Genomic DNA, 16,412 nt, shown 5'->3' on the forward strand with positions numbered 1-16,412 from the left:
AAAATCTGCAGCAGAAACTGTTCAATAGATACAAATTTGTTAAAACTAGTAAAGCTTGGGCGAGAAAATTGGTTTTCTCGCCCAATATGCTATATATCAAGGGTCGTATGAGGCTACACATCGCCAAAGCAACATTTACGGCTTTTACGCTGACGTTTAGTTGAGAGTAGGTATTGTAGGCTTCAAGAGAATCGAGAAACCATGGTCAATCAGACAAGTCTTGCATACGGAACAGAAAAGTCTGCAATCCGTGAGATTGCGGGTTACGCAGCGCAGCGCCGTGCTGAGATTGGCGCTCAGAATGTGTTTGATTTCTCGATTGGTAACCCTTCAGTCCCTGCTCCCGAGGCTGTTCGTACCTCTATCGAGGCTGCTATGCAGCTGCCTCCACAGCAGGTTCACAGTTACACTCCTGCAGTTGGCATTCCTCAGGCTAGGGAGGCAATTGCTGCGTCGTTACGACGTCGTTTTGGAAACTACGCAGCTCAGGCGGATGACCTTATTTTGACTTGTGGAGCCGCGGCTTCTGTTTCTATGGCAATCAATTCTATTGTTTCCCCAGGTGAAGAGGTTATTGTCATTGCACCATACTTCCCGGAATATCGCGTATGGATTGACCATGCTCAAGCTACTTGTGTTGAGGTTTTAGCTGATAAGAAAACCTTCCAAATTGATATTGATGCTGTTTGTTCAGCTATTACGCCTAAGACTCGTGCGGTGATTATCAACTCTCCAAATAATCCTGTTGGCGCTGTGTACACTAGGGAAAACCTGGATGCATTTGCTGATATGCTCCGCAAACGCTCTTCTGAGTTGGGTACTGACATCTACGTTATTTCAGATGAGCCTTACCGCGAGATTGTCTTTGGTGATATTGAGGTTCCTTGGGTTCCAGATGTCTACGAACGCACCATTGTGTGCTACTCCTATTCAAAGTCCCTCTCGCTTCCTGGCGAGCGTATTGGTTGGGTGTTGGTACCTGCGTCTAATCCAGAGCAGAAGGAGATTTACGCAGCTTGTGCGGGCGCTGCTCGTTTGCTGGGCTTTGTGTGCGCGCCAGCCCTTTTCCAGCGCGTTATTATTGACTGTGTTGATGAGCCAGCAGATGTTGAGGCTTATGCAAAGAATCGAGAAGTTCTGACTGATGGTTTGACCAAGCTTGATTACGAGTACATCCAGCCTGATGGCGCATTCTATCTGTGGGTTCGTGCTCCTGGTGGAGATGCTCAGGCATTCTGTAATGTTGCTAAGCAGTTTGAACTGCTCCCTGTTCCATCTGATTCATTCGGTTGCCCAGGATGGCTGCGTGTGAGCTACTGTGTTGCATATCAGACTTGCGTTGATTCACTTGCTGCCTGGGAAAAGGCACTTGCTGCAATGAAATAAGCGCTACAACAGGCAAGAAGATTAACGGGCGAGAAGACCAACCGACCGCAAATGACAAAGTGAACTACCTCCCATTTCTTGGACATAAGAAATGGGAGGTAGTTCATATGCGGGTGATTATGATTCTGTAGCATGTTAGTGTTGGCTTTTAGGCCTGGCGCACAATATAGCGCAGCTTTCTTATGTTCTGCTGAAGAATCAACATGTTACTAATCAAGATAGCCAGGCAGCCAGGCGATCACACTGCCTGATATGCATCTCTATGCATAAACTTCATCTAATATGCTTAAACATGAATAGACTTATATAAGAAATTTAACTATCAATAAATTCTGTATCTACGGAACACACCTAAGTCGGATATTTTGCTCAGATGCGGGCATTTTACACATCTAATGACGATAATTTGCATGTTTGTGGTAATTTCTGCGTCATGTATACGTCTTTTTGGCAGAATATCCGACTTAGGTGTGTTTTGAACTGACTCCTATTTCTCGTGTCCAAGAAATGGGAGGCAGTTCAAAGCCGCGTGAAAGCGCGGCTTTGTTTCTTTATGCAATGTTGTTGAAGCTTCAGCTGTTCTGGCTTAATATCCCTGCTTAGAGGCTGGAATCTTTGCATTAGCAATGGTGTCCAAAAACGTCTGAGCATCGCGACAAGCCATAAGTTCCTCAGGGAAGTCAATTTCTTCTAGCTGCTTAATGACAGAGTGTGCATCAGCAATACGAGTTGCAATGTGAGCATCTGAGCCAAAGGAAATCTTGCATCCCAGCTCCGCGCAAGTCTCTGCAATCACGCGACAACGCTTAATAGCAACCTCACGTTGGCCCTCGTCATGTGTGGCTTCGTTCATCTCGATAAGCTTACCGCGATCACGACATTCACGAACAAGCGCTGGAATATCAAAATCTAAACCACTACGGCCAAGGTGACCAAGAATCAAAACATGTGGATTATCCAGCGCATTTACATACATCTGAGTAATTTGTTTCTGTGAGGCACCAGCTGCCCATTGCTTGCTGTGAATACTTGCAACAACGTAATCACAGGTTGCCAGGATGTGCTCGCCAAGAATATGAGGTTGGCGAAGTTTGTCACCATTAATACCCTGATCAAACGTAATGTCGTAGGCAAACAGATTGCCCTCAAGGTCAACAATATCAGCCTCAGTACCATGAAGAAGTCTTACACCGTGCCATGTTTCTGGCCAAATTGCAGTGTTCATAAAGAACTGGAAATTCTTGATGGTCTGCTGGTCGTACAACATGGACGAAAAGTGATCAGTGACTCCAAGCAGCTCAAAGCCACGCTCAGCGGCCACGCGGACGTTCTCCTCAACGGTTGAATAGGCATGCCTCGAGTACAGGCTGTGAGTATGAACATCGCAAGTAATGCGCATGACGTGCTCCTTTGAATCTCAAACGACAATTCTAGTTAATCACGGCCGCTGCTTAGAGGCAACCCTGGCGAGAAGACCGATCTTCTCGCCACCTGCGTGGACTACAGCTCAATGCTTAGCTCAATAGGGCAGTGGTCGCTACCGTAGATCTCACTCAAAATGGATGCGCTCTTGACCTGCTCAGCGATGCGATCGGAGACTAAGAAGTAGTCGATGCGCCAACCAGCATTGTTCTTGCGTGCGTTGAAGCGGTAACTCCACCAGCTGTAAGCGCCGGTTATATCAGGGTGACGATACCTAAACGTGTCGGTAAAGCCCGCGTCCAAAAGCTTGGTAAAGCTCTCGCGCTCCTCGTCCGAGAAGCCCGCATTTTGCCTGTTAGACGATGGGTTTTTCAAGTCAATCTCGTTGTGAGCAACATTGAAATCACCACAAGTAATTACTGGTTTTTGCTTAGACAGTTCAGCCAAGAAATCACGGTAGTGCTGATCCCATTCAAGACGCTCGTCCAAGCGTGCAAGCTGGTCTTTTGAGTTTGGCGTGTACACGCACACAAACCAGAACTTCTCAAACTCCAGCGCACAGACGCGACCCTCATCGTCAGCAACAGGACATCCAATCTGACGAATTACCTGCAGAGGGGTTTCTCGCGAGAAAACCGCTGTGCCTGAATAGCCTTTTCTATCTGCGTAATTCCAGGTTTGAACATAACCAGGGAGGTCCAGTTCAACCTGTCCTTCCTGTAACTTAGTTTCTTGAAGGGCAAATACATCAGCATTTATGGTTTCAAAAATTTCTGTGAACGAAGGTTCCTTTTTAAGTACGGCGCGCAAGCCGTTAACGTTCCAAGAAATCAACTTGTATTCTTGAGTTTGACTCATAGCTCCTCTTTCATGCTGTGACCTGGTAGTTTGGGCGCAGCGGTTACGTATCACGGTTGCCACAGATGAGATGCATACCACTATCCAGTTACGGCGCCGAGCGGTACGTTTGCGGCAATAAACTTTCAATAAATCCATGGTATACGAGCAATGGCCGTCAATACCGCTACAATAGAAACATTCATAGCTGGCAAGGAGGATTTATGCTTCGTCAAAGCTACAACACCTGGCAATGTGGAGCTCACACTATCTCGTTGGCTCGTCCTAGAATCATGGGCGTTCTCAATGTCACTCCAGATTCATTTTCTGATGGCGGAAAGAACTTTGATCCAGAGGCAGCAATTGCTCGCGGATTGCAGATGCTAGATGAGGGCGCTGACATTATTGATGTTGGTGGAGAGTCTACTCGTCCAGGTCACACGCCTGTTCTACCTACAGAAGAGGCTGAACGCGTAGTACCTGTGGTGCGTGCGTTGGTAGCTGCTGGCGCAATTGTTTCCATTGACACGCGCCATGCTGAGGTGGCTAAGATGTGCGTCCGTCTTGGAGTATCAATCATCAACGACGTCACGGGCTTCACTGATCCAGAGATGGTTGCTGTAGCTGCGGAATCTGATTGTGGCTGCATTGTGATGCACTGGAACAAAGAAGGCCTTGGTGCTCGTGTTGAGCGCAAGCAGGTTCAGTTGGACGATATGCGTCCTTCTCGCCCTACTGGCAGTGCAGCTGCTCGAGCTGCAGCTACAGGTACTGAAACACGCACATTAAGTTCGCAACGTCGTTTTACCTTGCCTGAAGAGGCACCTATCATGCGTCAGATTATGGGATTTTTGGGTGATCAGGCTCGCGGTTTGATGCGTGCTGGTGTATCCAAGGACCGCATCTGCATTGACCCAGGTCCAGGTTTTGACAAGTTTGCCGACGAAGATGTTGTTATTCAGCGCGCTACTCGTTCTATGGTTTCTATGGGATATCCGCTGCTCTGTGCGGTGTCTAGAAAGCGCTTTGTTGGCGCTGTTTCTGGTGTAACTGAGACTACGCAGCGTGATGCAGCTACGCACGCAATTTGCATTGCTGCAATTACCAACGGTGCCCGTATCCTGCGTGTTCACGACGTTGCAGGAACCGCTCAAGCCATCAATGCCTATTGGGCTATGACTGAGCACGACCCTCGTCAGGGATTTGTAGCGCTTGGCTCTAACGTGGGTGACCGCGTAGGCTATCTGGCTCGAGCTACACAGCTCATCGATGAAATTCCACTGACCTGCGTTGTTTCGGTCAGCCACGCGTATGAGACCGAGCCTGCGTATGGTATTGCCACGCCTGTGGTAAATGCTGTTGCCGAGATTAGAACTGAGCTCCATCCGCTTGTGCTTATGGATAAGCTGCTTGAGGTAGAGAACGCTTTGAACCGCACACGCAAGAAGGGCGAAGAGGGCCACGGTCCTCGTACTATCGACTGCGATCTTCTGTGGGTTGAGGGCGAACAACACGCAGGTAAACACCTCACTCTGCCTCATCCACGCATGGGCGAACGTGATTACGTACTTGTTCCTATGGAGGATCTGATGCATGATCCTGTACGCTTCTTCTCACATGGTGACGTAGATATTGTCCCTCCTGATCAGCGCGTCGGTCACGTAACCGAGGACTTGGGAGCCATTACGTGGGAGTAGCACAGGAAGCTCTGGAGCTAGCACGTGGTGGTGCGCAAACGGGTGAGTTTGTGTTCCGTGCCTCTGACGTGCAGGAAGATTCTGTTCAGGGTCAAAAAGTATGCCTTGAGCTTGCATCCCCATCGACTGGCGAGAAACCCCTTGAGGTTGCAACTGTTGTGCGTCTTGGAGTTTCGATGCCGTATGTGCCTGCAGTTCCATACGTCGTGGCGCTGGGAGTTTGTCAGTTTTTGCGTGCAGCAGATGATAACTTTGGTATCTACTGGCCTTACGATATCTGCTATAAAGATCAGGTAGTTGCCTCGATTAAGGCTACTGCTGGCTATCAGGAGGGCATGTTTACCGTGGTGAGTGTTGCCGCAAACGCTGAGGCACTGAACTCAGTGTTTGATGTTGCAGACAATAAAGAACTTCTCGCCAAAAAGGTATCTGAACTGATTGTTCAGAGCGTGGGTACATGGGAACAGCAGGTTAAGCATACGCAAAGCTTTGCAGGACCAATCGCGCTGATTCTGAGCGACTACTTTGATGTGGTTCCTTTGCTTGGACAGCAGGTCAACAAGGTATATCCCAGCGGTAACGTTGCGCTAACCGCTCGATTTGGCGGCATTGACGTGTGGGGTCATGCCATTCTTGTTGATGAAAATGGTAAAGAGATTCTTGTAAGTGAGGACGAAGCTTCCGTGGTACCAGCGGTTTAGCGGCTGTTCTTGAAGATGTTGCAGATTGGCGCCAACTATTTAGTGACTTCGACAGACTGCTTCCAGATCAGATAAATACCACGCATGGTGAGCTGTGGATCAACTACGTCAAAAATGTCTGTTGCTTCGCTGACGGTGTTTGCCAGGCCGCCTGTTGCAATAACGGTTGCGCCCTCAATGCCAGGCTCTTTGAGCGTTCTAGTAACTAAACCCTCTGCTTGAGCAGCAGCTCCTACCACAATACCTGCCTGAACAGCGCTTTCTGTAGTATTCCCCAAGACGGTCTCAGGAGCCTTGATAGGAATACTGGAGAGCTTGGCAGCGCGTGCAAACAGGGCGTTTGCAGAAATCATAATGCCTGGTGAAATGGCACCTCCGCGGAATACACCGTCTTTATCAACAACATCTAAGTTGGTAGCGGTACCAAAATCAACCACTATGACTGGATAGCCATAGCGCTCAGTTGCAGCAACAGAATTTGCTATGCGGTCAGCGCCCACAAGCTCGGGGTGGGGGATGTTGAAGCGGATTTTATCCGTAGAGAGTGCATTAATAGAGGTCAGAGGCTTGTTAAGCAGTAATTCAAAACAACGCTTCCAAGCACGTGTGATAATAGGAACTACGCAGGAAAGTCCACCAGCTTCGATGTCATCAAGATTCAAACCATCTTTCTGGAAGAACGTAAAAAGGCGTCCGTGCAGAATATCAGAGGTATCGCTTTGATCGGTGGGCATTCTCCAACCACGCACCATAGTGCCCTCATTGTCAAATAAACCAATGGCAGTTTGCGTGTTACCTACATCAATCGATAAAAACATTATGTCTCCGAGGGGCTATAGATGAGCTTTTATGTCGTATTGAATTTTAGCTTATTGAGGGCTTCTCAAAAGTTGTCGCATACAAGAAATATCTGCACAAAATGTGAATTTCTCGACAACTGCTTCTAGTAACAGATGTGTTGTTCTGCTATACTTTTTCAGCTTATTGTCTTGATTGGGCGTCTGCCCAAAAGACGCCCCTGCTCTGGTCGGAAACCAGAGCCGATGTAAGGAGTCCTGCATGAAGCAAGGTATTCATCCAGAGTACGTAGAGTGCACCGTTCGCTGCACCTGCGGAAACACCTGGACCACACGCGCAACTGTTCCAGAGATGCGTCTTGACCTCTGCGACAAGTGCCACCCATTCTATACGGGTCAGCAGAAGCTTGTCGACACTGGTGGACGTGTTCAGCGCTTTGCTGACAAGTTTGGTGGCGCAGCAAATGCTACTCTCGAGGCCGCTAAGGCTGCCAAGGAGGCAAAGGCTGCTAAGGCTGCTGAGCAGGAGGCTGCTCGTAAGGCCGCTGCCGAGGCAAAGGCTGCCGAGAAGGCAAAGCGTGCTGCTGAGTTTGCAAAGAACGCACCAGTCGCAGAGCCAGAGCCAGAAGCTGAGGCTGAAGCCGAGGCCGAGGCACCTGCAACCGAAGAGGCTGCAGAGTAGCAGGTATTTGCTCGCGCAAAGACCAGCACAAAGTGCAGAATCGGGGTGGCTTCGGCTGCCCCGTTTTTGTTTGGCGAGAAACCCATCCAACTCAGAGGGTATACTTAAAAGTGAAAAATCTGCCGTCGGAGGACGAATGGAATCACTGTATACAAAGTATCGTCCGCAAACGTTTGAGCAGGTAGTTGGCCAGAAGCATGTGGTCGGCACCCTTAAGCGAGCGGTCTTGGAGCAAAAGCTCAGCCACGCATACCTGTTTTGCGGACCTCGCGGCACGGGTAAGACCACCATGGCTCGCTTGCTGGCAAAGGCGATTCTTTGCCATGAGGCGCCTGGTCACTTGCCCGATGGTACTTGTGAGGATTGTCAGCTGATTGCAGCTGGTCAACACCCAGATGTCTTTGAGATTGATGCTGCTTCTAACACTGGCGTTGATAACGTGCGAGAAGAGATTATTTCTCGCGCTAGCTACGCCCCGGTGTGTGGCAAGGGCAAGGTTTACATTATCGACGAGGTGCACATGCTTACCTCGGCCGCATTTAATGCTTTGCTTAAGACGTTGGAGGAGCCTCCTTCACACGTGACCTTTATCATGTGTACCACGGATCCTCAGAAAATTCTTGCAACTATTCTTTCCCGTGTGCAGCGTTTTGACTTCCGCTCCATTGCTGCTGACGAGATGGCAGAGCATCTTATCAGTGTCTGTAAAAACGAGGGTTTTACCTACGAAGATGCAGCGATTGATCTTATTGTCCGTTACGCGCGCGGCGGCATGCGTGACGCACTTTCTTCTCTTGAGCAGCTTTCCGTTTACGGCGGCGGCGTCATTTCCGAGCAGACGGTTCGTGACGTATTGGGTCAGTCTTCCGGGTCTCTTATCAATAGTGCCGCGTTGGCGCTGGCTCAGCGAGACATTTCTTCTCTCTTTACCACGGTAAATACACTGTTTGAAGGTGGCAAAGATTTGCTGCAGTTTACGCGCGAGCTTGCTGCTCATGTGAGAGACCTCTACGTTGCTACCGCTGTGGGTGTTGATTCTCCGGCATTAGCAAATTCTTCTGCATCAACCGAGCAGCTTACAAAAGAAGCTCAGGCATTTGGTTCGGTTGACCGACTCTCTAGGGTTTTAACCGTTCTGGGTGACGCTGCAAATCAGATGCGCACCGCCGTGAACCAGCGACTGGTTTTGGAGGTTACGTTCACTAAGTTGGCGCGCCCTAATACGGAACTCTCATTAGAAGCGCTGGCAGATAGGGTGGCGGTCCTTGAGCAGCAGCTGGCAAATGGTGTTGTTTCAGCTCCAGTTGTCCAGAATTCCGCAGCTCCCGTACACGCGTCGACTCCAGCCGCCCCAGCGGCTCCACAGCCGACTTCAGCTCCGGCGGCCGCACCAGTTGTTGCGCACACGTCAACACCAGTGCCCACACCAGTTGCTGCACCTGCACCAGCTCCGACGCAGCAATCTGCACCAGAATTGCCTTCTCAACCTGAGCCTAAACCAACTGCAGCGACTGTACCAGTTTCAGCGCCAGCACCAGTTGCAGCAGCAACGTCATCACAACCTGCGCCTGTGCCAAAAGAAGTTGATCAATCAGACGCACTTCTCGCCAGACAATGGAAAGAAGTCAGTAAGGTTTGTACCTCTAAGAATGCTGCTCATGCCGCACTATTGGTCAGCTCAACGCTTGAGTCCGACGACGGCTCTGAGCTGGTAATCACACTGCCTAAAGGCTCCTCGTTTGCTATGAGAATGCTCAGCACGCCAGCAGTTTCCGATTTTGTAAAAGAGTGTGTTGCTCAGGTCATAGGTCCACGCCGAATCAAATATGTTGAGTCGAGTCTTGCTGCAACAGCAATCTCGCGAGAAAAACGTGCAGCTCAGGCGGCCCCAGCGCCTACACCAGTCGCTCCTGTGGCTCTAGTTGCATCATCAGCTTTCGAGTCGGTTGCGCAGCCCGCTTCTGCAGCCGCTCCAGCTCAAGCACCTGCGTCAGCTCAAGCATCAGCTCCTGTCGTATCTATACCTGCAGCTCCAGCACCTGAGACTTCGTATTCAATGCCTTGGGATGAACCTGTGCCTGGTGGTGCTCCTGTTGAGGCTTCTAACTACAATCAGGTGCCTTATAGCGATGATGATGTAGCTGTGGTTTTGGACGACTCCGTCAAAGACACCGTTCCAACTCCACAACCCACAGCTGCGTCTGTGCCTGAAACCGAGCAAACTTCGACTCCTAAGTCCGATCCTATACCAGCTTCGCCAGAGGACGTTGCTACTCGCTCGGCACTTCCACCTGAGCTTAACAGTGTGGCAGATATGCTTGAGAGAGTATTTGGACCAGCAGTTTCTCTGTCGGTAGAGAAGAAGCCAGACACAGAAATTCCTGCAGACCCCGCAAGTAAGTAGTATTTTTCACGATATGCTGCTTTGGTGCTTGGCATCTTATGTGCCAGCGCAAAGAGCGCAATTTGTCTAAAATAGATATGACGATAGGAGAACATATGGCACGTGGTGGATTTAACATGGGCGGCATGAACCGCAATCAGATGATGGCTCAGGCTCGTAAAATGCAGGAGCAGCTGCTGGAGGCTCAGCAGAAGGCTTCTCTTATGCAGGCTACAGCAAGTGCTGGTGGCGGAGCTGTTAAGGTAACTGCATCCGGTGACCTGCGTTTAACCAACATTACCATTGATCCTGAGGCAATTGACCCTGAGGATATTGAGATGCTCCAGGACATGATTCTGGCAGCTGTAAACGACGCTCTTGAGTCCGCAGAGTCTCAGGCGTCTGCTCAGATGAGTGCAGTAACTGGCGGACTAAATATCCCAGGATTGTTCTAATTTATGGCGTTTGATACCACAAATGATGGTCGTGCGCTGCAGCGCTTACTTGATGAGTTAGGTCGCCTACCAGGCATTGGTCCAAAGTCAGCCCAGCGTATTGCGTATCATCTTTTAGAGGTTGATTCCGAGGAAGCTCGCCGTTTAGCTCAGGTCATCTTGGAGCTTAAGCAGCAAGTACATTTTTGTCCTATCTGCTTTAACTATGCAACGCGCAACGAATGCGATATCTGCCTGGATTCTTCTAGGGACCGCAGCAAAATATGTGTGGTCTCCGAGCCAAAGGATGTCTCAGCAATTGAGCGTACTGGTGCGTTCCACGGTCTCTACCACGTTCTGGGAGGCGTTATTTCTCCTATGGATAAGATTGGTCCCGAGCAGCTTCACGTGCGCGAACTGCTGTCTCGTTTGGCTGATGGCACCGTAACCGAGGTTGTCTTGGCAACCAATCCGGATGTTGAGGGAGAAACAACTGCAACGTACCTCTCCAGAACTATTAATCCGCTTGGCGTGAGGGTTACCCGATTAGCAAGTGGGCTTCCCGTAGGCGGAGATCTTGAGTATGCGGACGAGGTAACATTGGGACGCGCAATTGAGGCGCGTCGGGAGGTTTAAGCATGGCAAACCACATGAGAACAAGTTCATCTGGCGAGAATACCCCTGAGGCTTCATCGGTTGATATGAAGAATATTTCAACGCTTCGCGCAGGTCAGGGAGCACAAATTCCTCAGAGTCCACGACAGGCGGACAACACACCTGAGCCTCCAAATAGAAAATCGGTCATCATTCTGGTAGTCGCAGCTATTGTTGCGCTTACCGCTTTGTTCTTTATTGTTCGCTGTGCCACCAGTACTAAAGATGAATCTACAAATCAGCAGCCAAAACAAACTCAATCCGCTTATGCTGACGAAAAGCAGCAGGATGAGCAGACAGTTGATGGATCGGTTACCTTCCAAGGTATTAAATATTCCCTGGAGAAGCAGAGCGACGGCAAAACTGCTGTTGTTCGTACTAGCGATTCGGGAACTAAGAGCGTTTTGTTTGAAGTTGAAGGAACTCCTACAAGTTTGATTCTTTTTAACGGTACTATTTTGGTGCCAGAGAATCGCGATTCTGGCTGGGATGTTGTAGCTTGTGCTCTGGTAGATGGCTCGCTTCCAACACTTATTGCCGATAAGGACGGTAAGACAGTTGGAGGTAACGGAACTATCACCGCAGCTACCTTAGATGGAACCACGCTTAAGGTAACTGATTCCACCGGAAATATCACCAGCGTTGCTCTTCAATAGGAGGGCACCAGTAGGAGCTTGATAGGAGTCTGGCAGAAACCTTACAGGAGCTTGAGAGAAATTTGACGGAAGTACGATTTGTGTTGCAATGAATTTCTCGGCAGAATTGTTGCAAGAAAGTTGTAGATTTCTAGTGAGCGTTCACGTTGTTGACCTGTAGGTATTCTTATTGAGTTGTTTTTTACGACAAAATTTTTAAATTCGTTGAAAATAACGCTAGACAAGAATAAAAGTTCCCTGTATTATTTCAATTCGCAACAAGGCGTCCGGGGTATTAGCTCAGCTGGTTAGAGCGCCGGCCTGTCACGTCGGAGGTCGCGGGTTCGAGCCCCGCATATCCCGCCATTGCATGTTCAAGCCCTTTTCGGAGGGCTTTTTCATTAAAAAATAGTCCAGCATAAAATGTTTAAATTACATCTTCAATTTATTGAAAGCAAGCCAGAAAATAACACATTGTGTGATATCTTTACATCAGAATGTATCTAAGTGCTTCTGCTGAAGAAACATTTAAAAGCAGAGGTAAAGTGAGGTGGATTGTGCGGGATCAAAATACTTTGGACACGCTATCGCAACGCGATGGTGTGAATTCCATGCCCGCAGAATCTTCAATCACAGAATCCACTTCAGATTCAATCAAGAAAATTGCTGTTTTTGATTTTGACGGAACCGTCATTTCTGGACAGTCGGGATTCTTGTTCTCTGCGTATTTGCTTCGTCGCCATCTGTCTTCAGTTTCTCGTACGTTAAAGCTCATGTGGTGGGGAGCGCGCTATAAATTGCACCTTCCTCAGAGGCAGGAGGAGGCACGCGAGCTGGTTGTTGGCGCACTTACGCAGTACAGCATTGAGTTTGCAAATGCTGTCATGCACGATTTTCATCGTGAGGTGATTGAGGGTATGTATCGCCCTCAGGCACTGGAAGAGGTGCGTCGTCGGCAGGCAGAAGGTTGCTGCGTATTGTTGGTTTCAGCAACATTTGAGCCTATTGCGGAGTTGGCCGCAAAGAAGCTGGGAGTGGACGCGTTTCTCGCCACAAAGATGCAGGTGGGAGCAGATGGACACTATACCAGTAAGGTTGACGGTCCTGTGATTGAAGGCGCTCAGAAGTTGGTCTCGGCAACCGAGTGGTGCAACCAGCATTATGGCAAGGGTAATTGGGAGCTTGCATACGCGTATGGCGACCATTACTCGGATGCAACACTTTTGTCAGCAGCACAAACACCATGTGCTGTTTGCCCTGGTCCAACACTTACCAGGCTTGCGAATAAGCGCGGTTGGACAATTTTGAACTGGGAGAACGATTAACCTGGTCACACGTCAGATAAGTGATTAAAACAGTCCCTCGAGCGGACGGACATAAGAGGGGTACTTGGAGAACCAATGGAAATTTCACGCAAAACTGACTATGCAATTCGTATGCTTTCTTCGCTGGTGAGAAACCCTAAGAAGCTTCTTTCTGTTCGTGATGCCGCGGAAGAAAACGATATTCCGTACTCCTTTGCTCGCTCAATTCAGCATGACCTGGTTATCGCTGGTGTAATTGTAAGTACGCGTGGTGCTCGCGGTGGTATGATGCTTGCCATAGATCCTACTCAGGTGAGCGTTCTTGACATTGTTGAGGCAGTTCAGGGACCTGTTTTTATTTCTAACTGCGAGTGGGCAGGTCCTAATAATGAGCCATGTCCTCGCCACAATTCTTGTTACTTTGGCCCCCTTTGGTGCAGTGCTGAGAAAACCTTGCGTAATTTCTTTGCGTCTGTGACGCTGCATCAAGTTGTTGTAGAGGGTCTTATGCCAGAGATGGTGGGTGAATTCCAGCTGGTGAAGAACGAGAATGCTCAGCGTAACGAGCAAATTATTCAAAACGCTGCCGATGCTATTGAGGCTGAGATAACCGCTGGTACGTTTGATAATCTGCTTGACGGCGAAGTTGTTTCTGCAGAGAAAAAGCCTTATGAGTTTAATAGAGCATGGTAAAAGCTTGTAGCGGTGCTTTAGAAAATTGTTTAAGAAAATAACATTTTGTAGTTGAAACTATGCCACATGCATTTTGCATGTGCTTTTAGATTATAGTTAGCTACATGAAGAAAAAAATTTCACATACAAAAACAAACGAAGACCTGGATACGGTGTCTGACATTTCAACATCTTTATCCGATGAGCTTGCAGTTACATTTAAAAAGACAGAGCTTACGACAGAGCTACGTGCGTTTGTCGAGTCTGTGGCCAAAAAAGGCCGCGAGCTGTATCGCGATTTGCCTTGGCGTCGCACGTACGATCCATATGCCATTTGGATTTCTGAGGTCATGCTTCAGCAGACGCAGGTTAGTCGCGTAGATGGTCGCTGGCAGAGATGGTTGGAACACTTTCCAACGGTTGATGCGCTGGCTGCTGCCGCGCCTTCAGATGTACTTGAAGAATGGCAGGGCCTGGGCTACAACCGTCGAGCTTTGTCTGTACATCGAGCTGCTCAAGCAATTTCTGAAGCAGGCGGAGTCTTTCCACAAGATCAAAAGGAGCTCGTAAAGCTTCCAGGCATTGGTCCCGCTACTGCAGCAGGTATTCGCGCGTTTGCGTTCAATCTGCATGGCGTTTATTTGGAGACTAACGTTCGTACGGTTTTCTTGCATGAGCTTTACCCGCAGGCAGAAGGAGTGCCAGACTCTGAGCTTATTCCTCTTGTTGAGCTGACGTGCCCTGCGAGTGTTTCTACCGCAGCGGGCACTGACACAGCAAACGCTGCTACAACGGAACTCACGCCGCGTAGCTGGTACTACGCCCTTCTCGACTATGGCGCGTACCTGAAGAAAACTATTCCCAATCCTTCACGAAGGTCTAAAAGCCACGTCAAACAGTCTCGCTTTGAGGGCTCTCATCGGCAGAAGCGTGCTGAGCTTTTACGCGTTCTTCTTGCCCACAAAGATGAGGGTGGAGCAGAGTTTGAGACACTTCATCAGGAACTCTGTCAGATTGAGGTCCATGCCGGGCGAGAAACCCTTGATGAGCAGGTTACCCTTGGCTTACTTGAAGAACTTGCGAAGGAGGGCTTCTGTCAGAAAAATGATGAATATTGGTTGCCATAAATGGTTATAATGCTAAGTGCTGACGAAGGGGTCAGTATATGAGCATAAGTGCTAATGATTATCATTTGCATTTGTTTGCCAAAGGTAAAACGGCGCTACCCAGGCGCTTTAACATGCGTTGACGTGTCACTCGTTAGCGCGGGAGAGGAGAAAAAATGGCAGTAGAGTTTGAGAATTCTCAGACAAAGAAGAACCTCGAGGCAGCTTTTGCTGGTGAGTCTCAGGCATCCATCAAGTATGGTTTCTATGCAAAGCAGGCTTCCAAGGGTGGTTACGAGCAGATTGCTGACATCTTTAACGAGACCTCCGGTAACGAGAGTGTTCACGCAAAGCTTTGGTTCAAGTACCTCCATGGTGGCAAGATGCCAGAGACTGCAGAGTGCCTCAAGGACGCAGCTGCTGGCGAGAACTACGAGTGGACCACTATGTACGCTGACTTCGCTAAGGTAGCTGAGGAGGAGGGCTTCGCAGAGATCGCTGCTAAGTTCCGTCTTGTTGGCAACATTGAGAAGGCTCACGATGAGCGTTATACCAAGCTCCTTGAGCGCGTTGAGTCCGGCGAGGTCTTTGAGCGCGAGGGTGTCAAGGTCTGGAAGTGCCTCAAGTGCGGTCACCTGCACGTTGGCGCATCTGCACCAAAGGTCTGCCCAGTCTGCGGTCACCCACAGGCATACTTTGAGGAGCAGGCTCTCAACTACTAAGTTGCAGAGTGTTCTGAGTTACAGAACCGCACGATTACGTGAAGCTGTAACTGTGTAGAACTGCAGCTCAACCTTCTAGTACTTTAAAATGTACCCGCCGGCAAGCTAATGGTTTGCCGGCGGGTATTTTTGTGCATAGGTGTTGCTGTGAGATTGGATTTCTCGTGATCCGGTGCTGGACTGTGTCTGAGCACGCCTATCCCTTGAACCAGCGGTTGGGCTGTTCATAGGAGGGACAGATGTCGCTCATGGGGCAGCCGACGCACTTGGGGTTGCGGGCAGTGCAGGTTTCTCGCCCAAAATGAATCCACTCTTCATTGACGTCTTTCCAGAGCTCATGGGGGAGAAGCGCGAGCAGGTCCTTCTCGGCAGCTAACGGCGTGGAAGCCGAGCTCAAGCGCATGCGCTTGGAGATTCTGTACACGTGCGTGTCCACTGCAATACCATCTACCACGTTAAACATTTTGTTGAGGACAATGTTTGCAGTCTTTCGGCCAACGCCCGGGAGTGTGACAAGGTCTTCCATGGTTCCTGGAACTTCTCCACCGTATTCTGTTAGCAGAATCTGTGCAGTCTCCACGCAGTGCTTAGCCTTTGCGCGCCAGAAGCCGATGGTCTGGATGACCTCTCCCACTTCGACAATATTGGCAGCTGCCATGGAAGGCGCGTCTGGCCAGCGGCGGAATAGCTCGGGTGTGACTTTATTTACTGCGGCATCAGTAGTCTGTGCCGAAAGCATAACACTTATGAGCAGGGTAAACGCATCATGGTAATCTAGCGCACTTTGGACGCTTGGATAGAGCTTGTGCATGCGTCGACATAGCTCAACACCGCGTTCTACCTTGGTTTTCTTTGATTCTCTGGGCATGTCCTCTCCTCAATATCTCTCTATGTGTACCCAGTATGTAGTTACGTTATCACGTGGGGCGAGAATAGCAAAATAGCTGCATAACGGCTACAATAACAGCCCAATTGAAAAG

16 protein-coding genes and 1 tRNA gene are annotated in these 16,412 nt (G+C 49.3%); 13 read left to right on the forward strand and 4 right to left on the reverse strand.

The window, feature by feature from the left end:
- Positions 1-201 precede the first annotated feature (201 nt).
- On the forward strand, positions 202-1,386 hold the full coding sequence (locus APAR_RS00565; RefSeq protein WP_012808204.1) for a pyridoxal phosphate-dependent aminotransferase: 1,185 nt from the start codon (positions 202-204) through the stop codon (positions 1,384-1,386).
- Between the two features lie 586 nt (positions 1,387-1,972).
- Here the strand turns inward: APAR_RS00565 and APAR_RS00570 are convergent.
- Together APAR_RS00570 and APAR_RS00575 are read right to left on the reverse strand one after the other, a co-directional pair.
- Positions 1,973-2,785 carry a PHP domain-containing protein gene (locus APAR_RS00570; RefSeq protein ID WP_012808205.1) on the reverse strand — a complete coding sequence of 271 codons (813 nt, stop codon included), beginning with the start codon at positions 2,783-2,785 and terminating at the stop codon, positions 1,973-1,975.
- A gap of 101 nt (positions 2,786-2,886) precedes the next feature.
- Entirely contained in the window at positions 2,887-3,666 is a 780-nt protein-coding gene (locus tag APAR_RS00575; RefSeq protein WP_012808206.1) for an exodeoxyribonuclease III, read from the reverse strand.
- A gap of 203 nt (positions 3,667-3,869) precedes the next feature.
- Here APAR_RS00575 and folP point away from each other — a divergent pair, with 203 nt between their 5' ends.
- Both folP and APAR_RS00585 read left to right on the forward strand, forming a co-directional pair.
- Positions 3,870-5,342, forward strand: a complete 1,473-nt coding sequence (folP, locus tag APAR_RS00580) for a dihydropteroate synthase (protein WP_012808207.1) — start codon at positions 3,870-3,872, stop codon at positions 5,340-5,342.
- Positions 5,333-6,043 (forward strand): hypothetical protein, encoded by a 711-nt coding sequence (locus APAR_RS00585; protein WP_012808208.1) that lies wholly within the window; start codon positions 5,333-5,335, stop codon positions 6,041-6,043. Before folP ends, APAR_RS00585 begins: the two co-directional genes overlap by 10 nt.
- A gap of 35 nt (positions 6,044-6,078) precedes the next feature.
- Here APAR_RS00585 and APAR_RS00590 read toward each other — a convergent pair whose 3' ends face one another.
- Complete coding sequence (locus APAR_RS00590) at positions 6,079-6,861, reverse strand: type III pantothenate kinase (protein ID WP_012808209.1); 783 nt, start codon at positions 6,859-6,861, stop codon at positions 6,079-6,081.
- 241 nt (positions 6,862-7,102) lie between these two features.
- On the opposite strand from APAR_RS00590, the gene rpmE reads away from it, so the two are divergent.
- The 10 genes from rpmE (at position 7,103) to rbr (ending at position 15,432) form a co-directional block, all read left to right on the forward strand.
- Positions 7,103-7,522, forward strand: a complete 420-nt coding sequence (gene rpmE / locus APAR_RS00595) for a 50S ribosomal protein L31 (protein WP_012808210.1) — start codon at positions 7,103-7,105, stop codon at positions 7,520-7,522.
- Between the two features lie 136 nt (positions 7,523-7,658).
- On the forward strand, positions 7,659-9,926 hold the full coding sequence (dnaX, locus tag APAR_RS00600) for a DNA polymerase III subunit gamma/tau (RefSeq protein WP_012808211.1): 2,268 nt from the start codon (positions 7,659-7,661) through the stop codon (positions 9,924-9,926).
- A gap of 95 nt (positions 9,927-10,021) precedes the next feature.
- The gene (locus APAR_RS00605; protein ID WP_012808212.1) at positions 10,022-10,360 is read left to right on the forward strand and encodes a YbaB/EbfC family nucleoid-associated protein; all 339 of its coding nucleotides are present in this window, start codon (positions 10,022-10,024) and stop codon (positions 10,358-10,360) included.
- Between the two features lie 3 nt (positions 10,361-10,363).
- Positions 10,364-10,975 (forward strand): recombination mediator RecR, encoded by a 612-nt coding sequence (gene recR, locus APAR_RS00610; RefSeq protein ID WP_012808213.1) that lies wholly within the window; start codon positions 10,364-10,366, stop codon positions 10,973-10,975.
- Between the two features lie 2 nt (positions 10,976-10,977).
- Positions 10,978-11,649 carry a hypothetical protein gene (locus APAR_RS00615; RefSeq protein WP_012808214.1) on the forward strand — a complete coding sequence of 224 codons (672 nt, stop codon included), beginning with the start codon at positions 10,978-10,980 and terminating at the stop codon, positions 11,647-11,649.
- 268 nt (positions 11,650-11,917) lie between these two features.
- A tRNA-Asp gene (locus tag APAR_RS00620) sits at positions 11,918-11,994 on the forward strand.
- A gap of 245 nt (positions 11,995-12,239) precedes the next feature.
- The gene (locus tag APAR_RS00625; RefSeq protein ID WP_012808215.1) at positions 12,240-12,953 is read left to right on the forward strand and encodes an HAD family hydrolase; all 714 of its coding nucleotides are present in this window, start codon (positions 12,240-12,242) and stop codon (positions 12,951-12,953) included.
- A gap of 75 nt (positions 12,954-13,028) precedes the next feature.
- Positions 13,029-13,625 carry an RrF2 family transcriptional regulator gene (locus APAR_RS00630; protein ID WP_012808216.1) on the forward strand — a complete coding sequence of 199 codons (597 nt, stop codon included), beginning with the start codon at positions 13,029-13,031 and terminating at the stop codon, positions 13,623-13,625.
- 104 nt (positions 13,626-13,729) lie between these two features.
- Positions 13,730-14,731: an HhH-GPD family protein gene (locus APAR_RS00635; RefSeq protein WP_012808217.1), complete on the forward strand. Its 1,002-nt coding sequence runs from the start codon at positions 13,730-13,732 to the stop codon at positions 14,729-14,731.
- Positions 14,732-14,886: 155 nt separating this feature from the next.
- Positions 14,887-15,432, forward strand: coding sequence for a rubrerythrin (gene rbr, locus APAR_RS00640; RefSeq protein ID WP_012808218.1), 546 nt, complete (start codon positions 14,887-14,889; stop codon positions 15,430-15,432).
- Between the two features lie 196 nt (positions 15,433-15,628).
- Here rbr and nth read toward each other — a convergent pair whose 3' ends face one another.
- Positions 15,629-16,300 carry an endonuclease III gene (gene nth / locus APAR_RS00645; RefSeq protein WP_012808219.1) on the reverse strand — a complete coding sequence of 224 codons (672 nt, stop codon included), beginning with the start codon at positions 16,298-16,300 and terminating at the stop codon, positions 15,629-15,631.
- Positions 16,301-16,412: the final 112 nt, after the last annotated feature.

This window comes from Lancefieldella parvula DSM 20469 (genome assembly GCF_000024225.1).
Lineage (GTDB): Bacteria > Actinomycetota > Coriobacteriia > Coriobacteriales > Atopobiaceae > Lancefieldella > Lancefieldella parvula.

Coding starts and splice junctions, on each gene's coding strand:
- APAR_RS00625 (WP_012808215.1), top strand. CDS start 12,240: ATGCCCGCAGAATCTTCAATCACAGAATCCACTTCAGATTCAATCAAG.
- APAR_RS00565 (WP_012808204.1), top strand. CDS start 202: ATGGTCAATCAGACAAGTCTTGCATACGGAACAGAAAAGTCTGCAATC.
- folP (WP_012808207.1), top strand. CDS start 3,870: ATGCTTCGTCAAAGCTACAACACCTGGCAATGTGGAGCTCACACTATC.
- APAR_RS00575 (WP_012808206.1), bottom strand. CDS start 3,666: ATGAGTCAAACTCAAGAATACAAGTTGATTTCTTGGAACGTTAACGGC.
- rbr (WP_012808218.1), top strand. CDS start 14,887: ATGGCAGTAGAGTTTGAGAATTCTCAGACAAAGAAGAACCTCGAGGCA.
- rpmE (WP_012808210.1), top strand. CDS start 7,103: ATGAAGCAAGGTATTCATCCAGAGTACGTAGAGTGCACCGTTCGCTGC.
- APAR_RS00570 (WP_012808205.1), bottom strand. CDS start 2,785: ATGCGCATTACTTGCGATGTTCATACTCACAGCCTGTACTCGAGGCAT.
- dnaX (WP_012808211.1), top strand. CDS start 7,659: ATGGAATCACTGTATACAAAGTATCGTCCGCAAACGTTTGAGCAGGTA.
- APAR_RS00605 (WP_012808212.1), top strand. CDS start 10,022: ATGGCACGTGGTGGATTTAACATGGGCGGCATGAACCGCAATCAGATG.
- APAR_RS00635 (WP_012808217.1), top strand. CDS start 13,730: ATGAAGAAAAAAATTTCACATACAAAAACAAACGAAGACCTGGATACG.
- nth (WP_012808219.1), bottom strand. CDS start 16,300: ATGCCCAGAGAATCAAAGAAAACCAAGGTAGAACGCGGTGTTGAGCTA.
- APAR_RS00615 (WP_012808214.1), top strand. CDS start 10,978: ATGGCAAACCACATGAGAACAAGTTCATCTGGCGAGAATACCCCTGAG.
- APAR_RS00630 (WP_012808216.1), top strand. CDS start 13,029: ATGGAAATTTCACGCAAAACTGACTATGCAATTCGTATGCTTTCTTCG.
- APAR_RS00590 (WP_012808209.1), bottom strand. CDS start 6,861: ATGTTTTTATCGATTGATGTAGGTAACACGCAAACTGCCATTGGTTTA.
- recR (WP_012808213.1), top strand. CDS start 10,364: ATGGCGTTTGATACCACAAATGATGGTCGTGCGCTGCAGCGCTTACTT.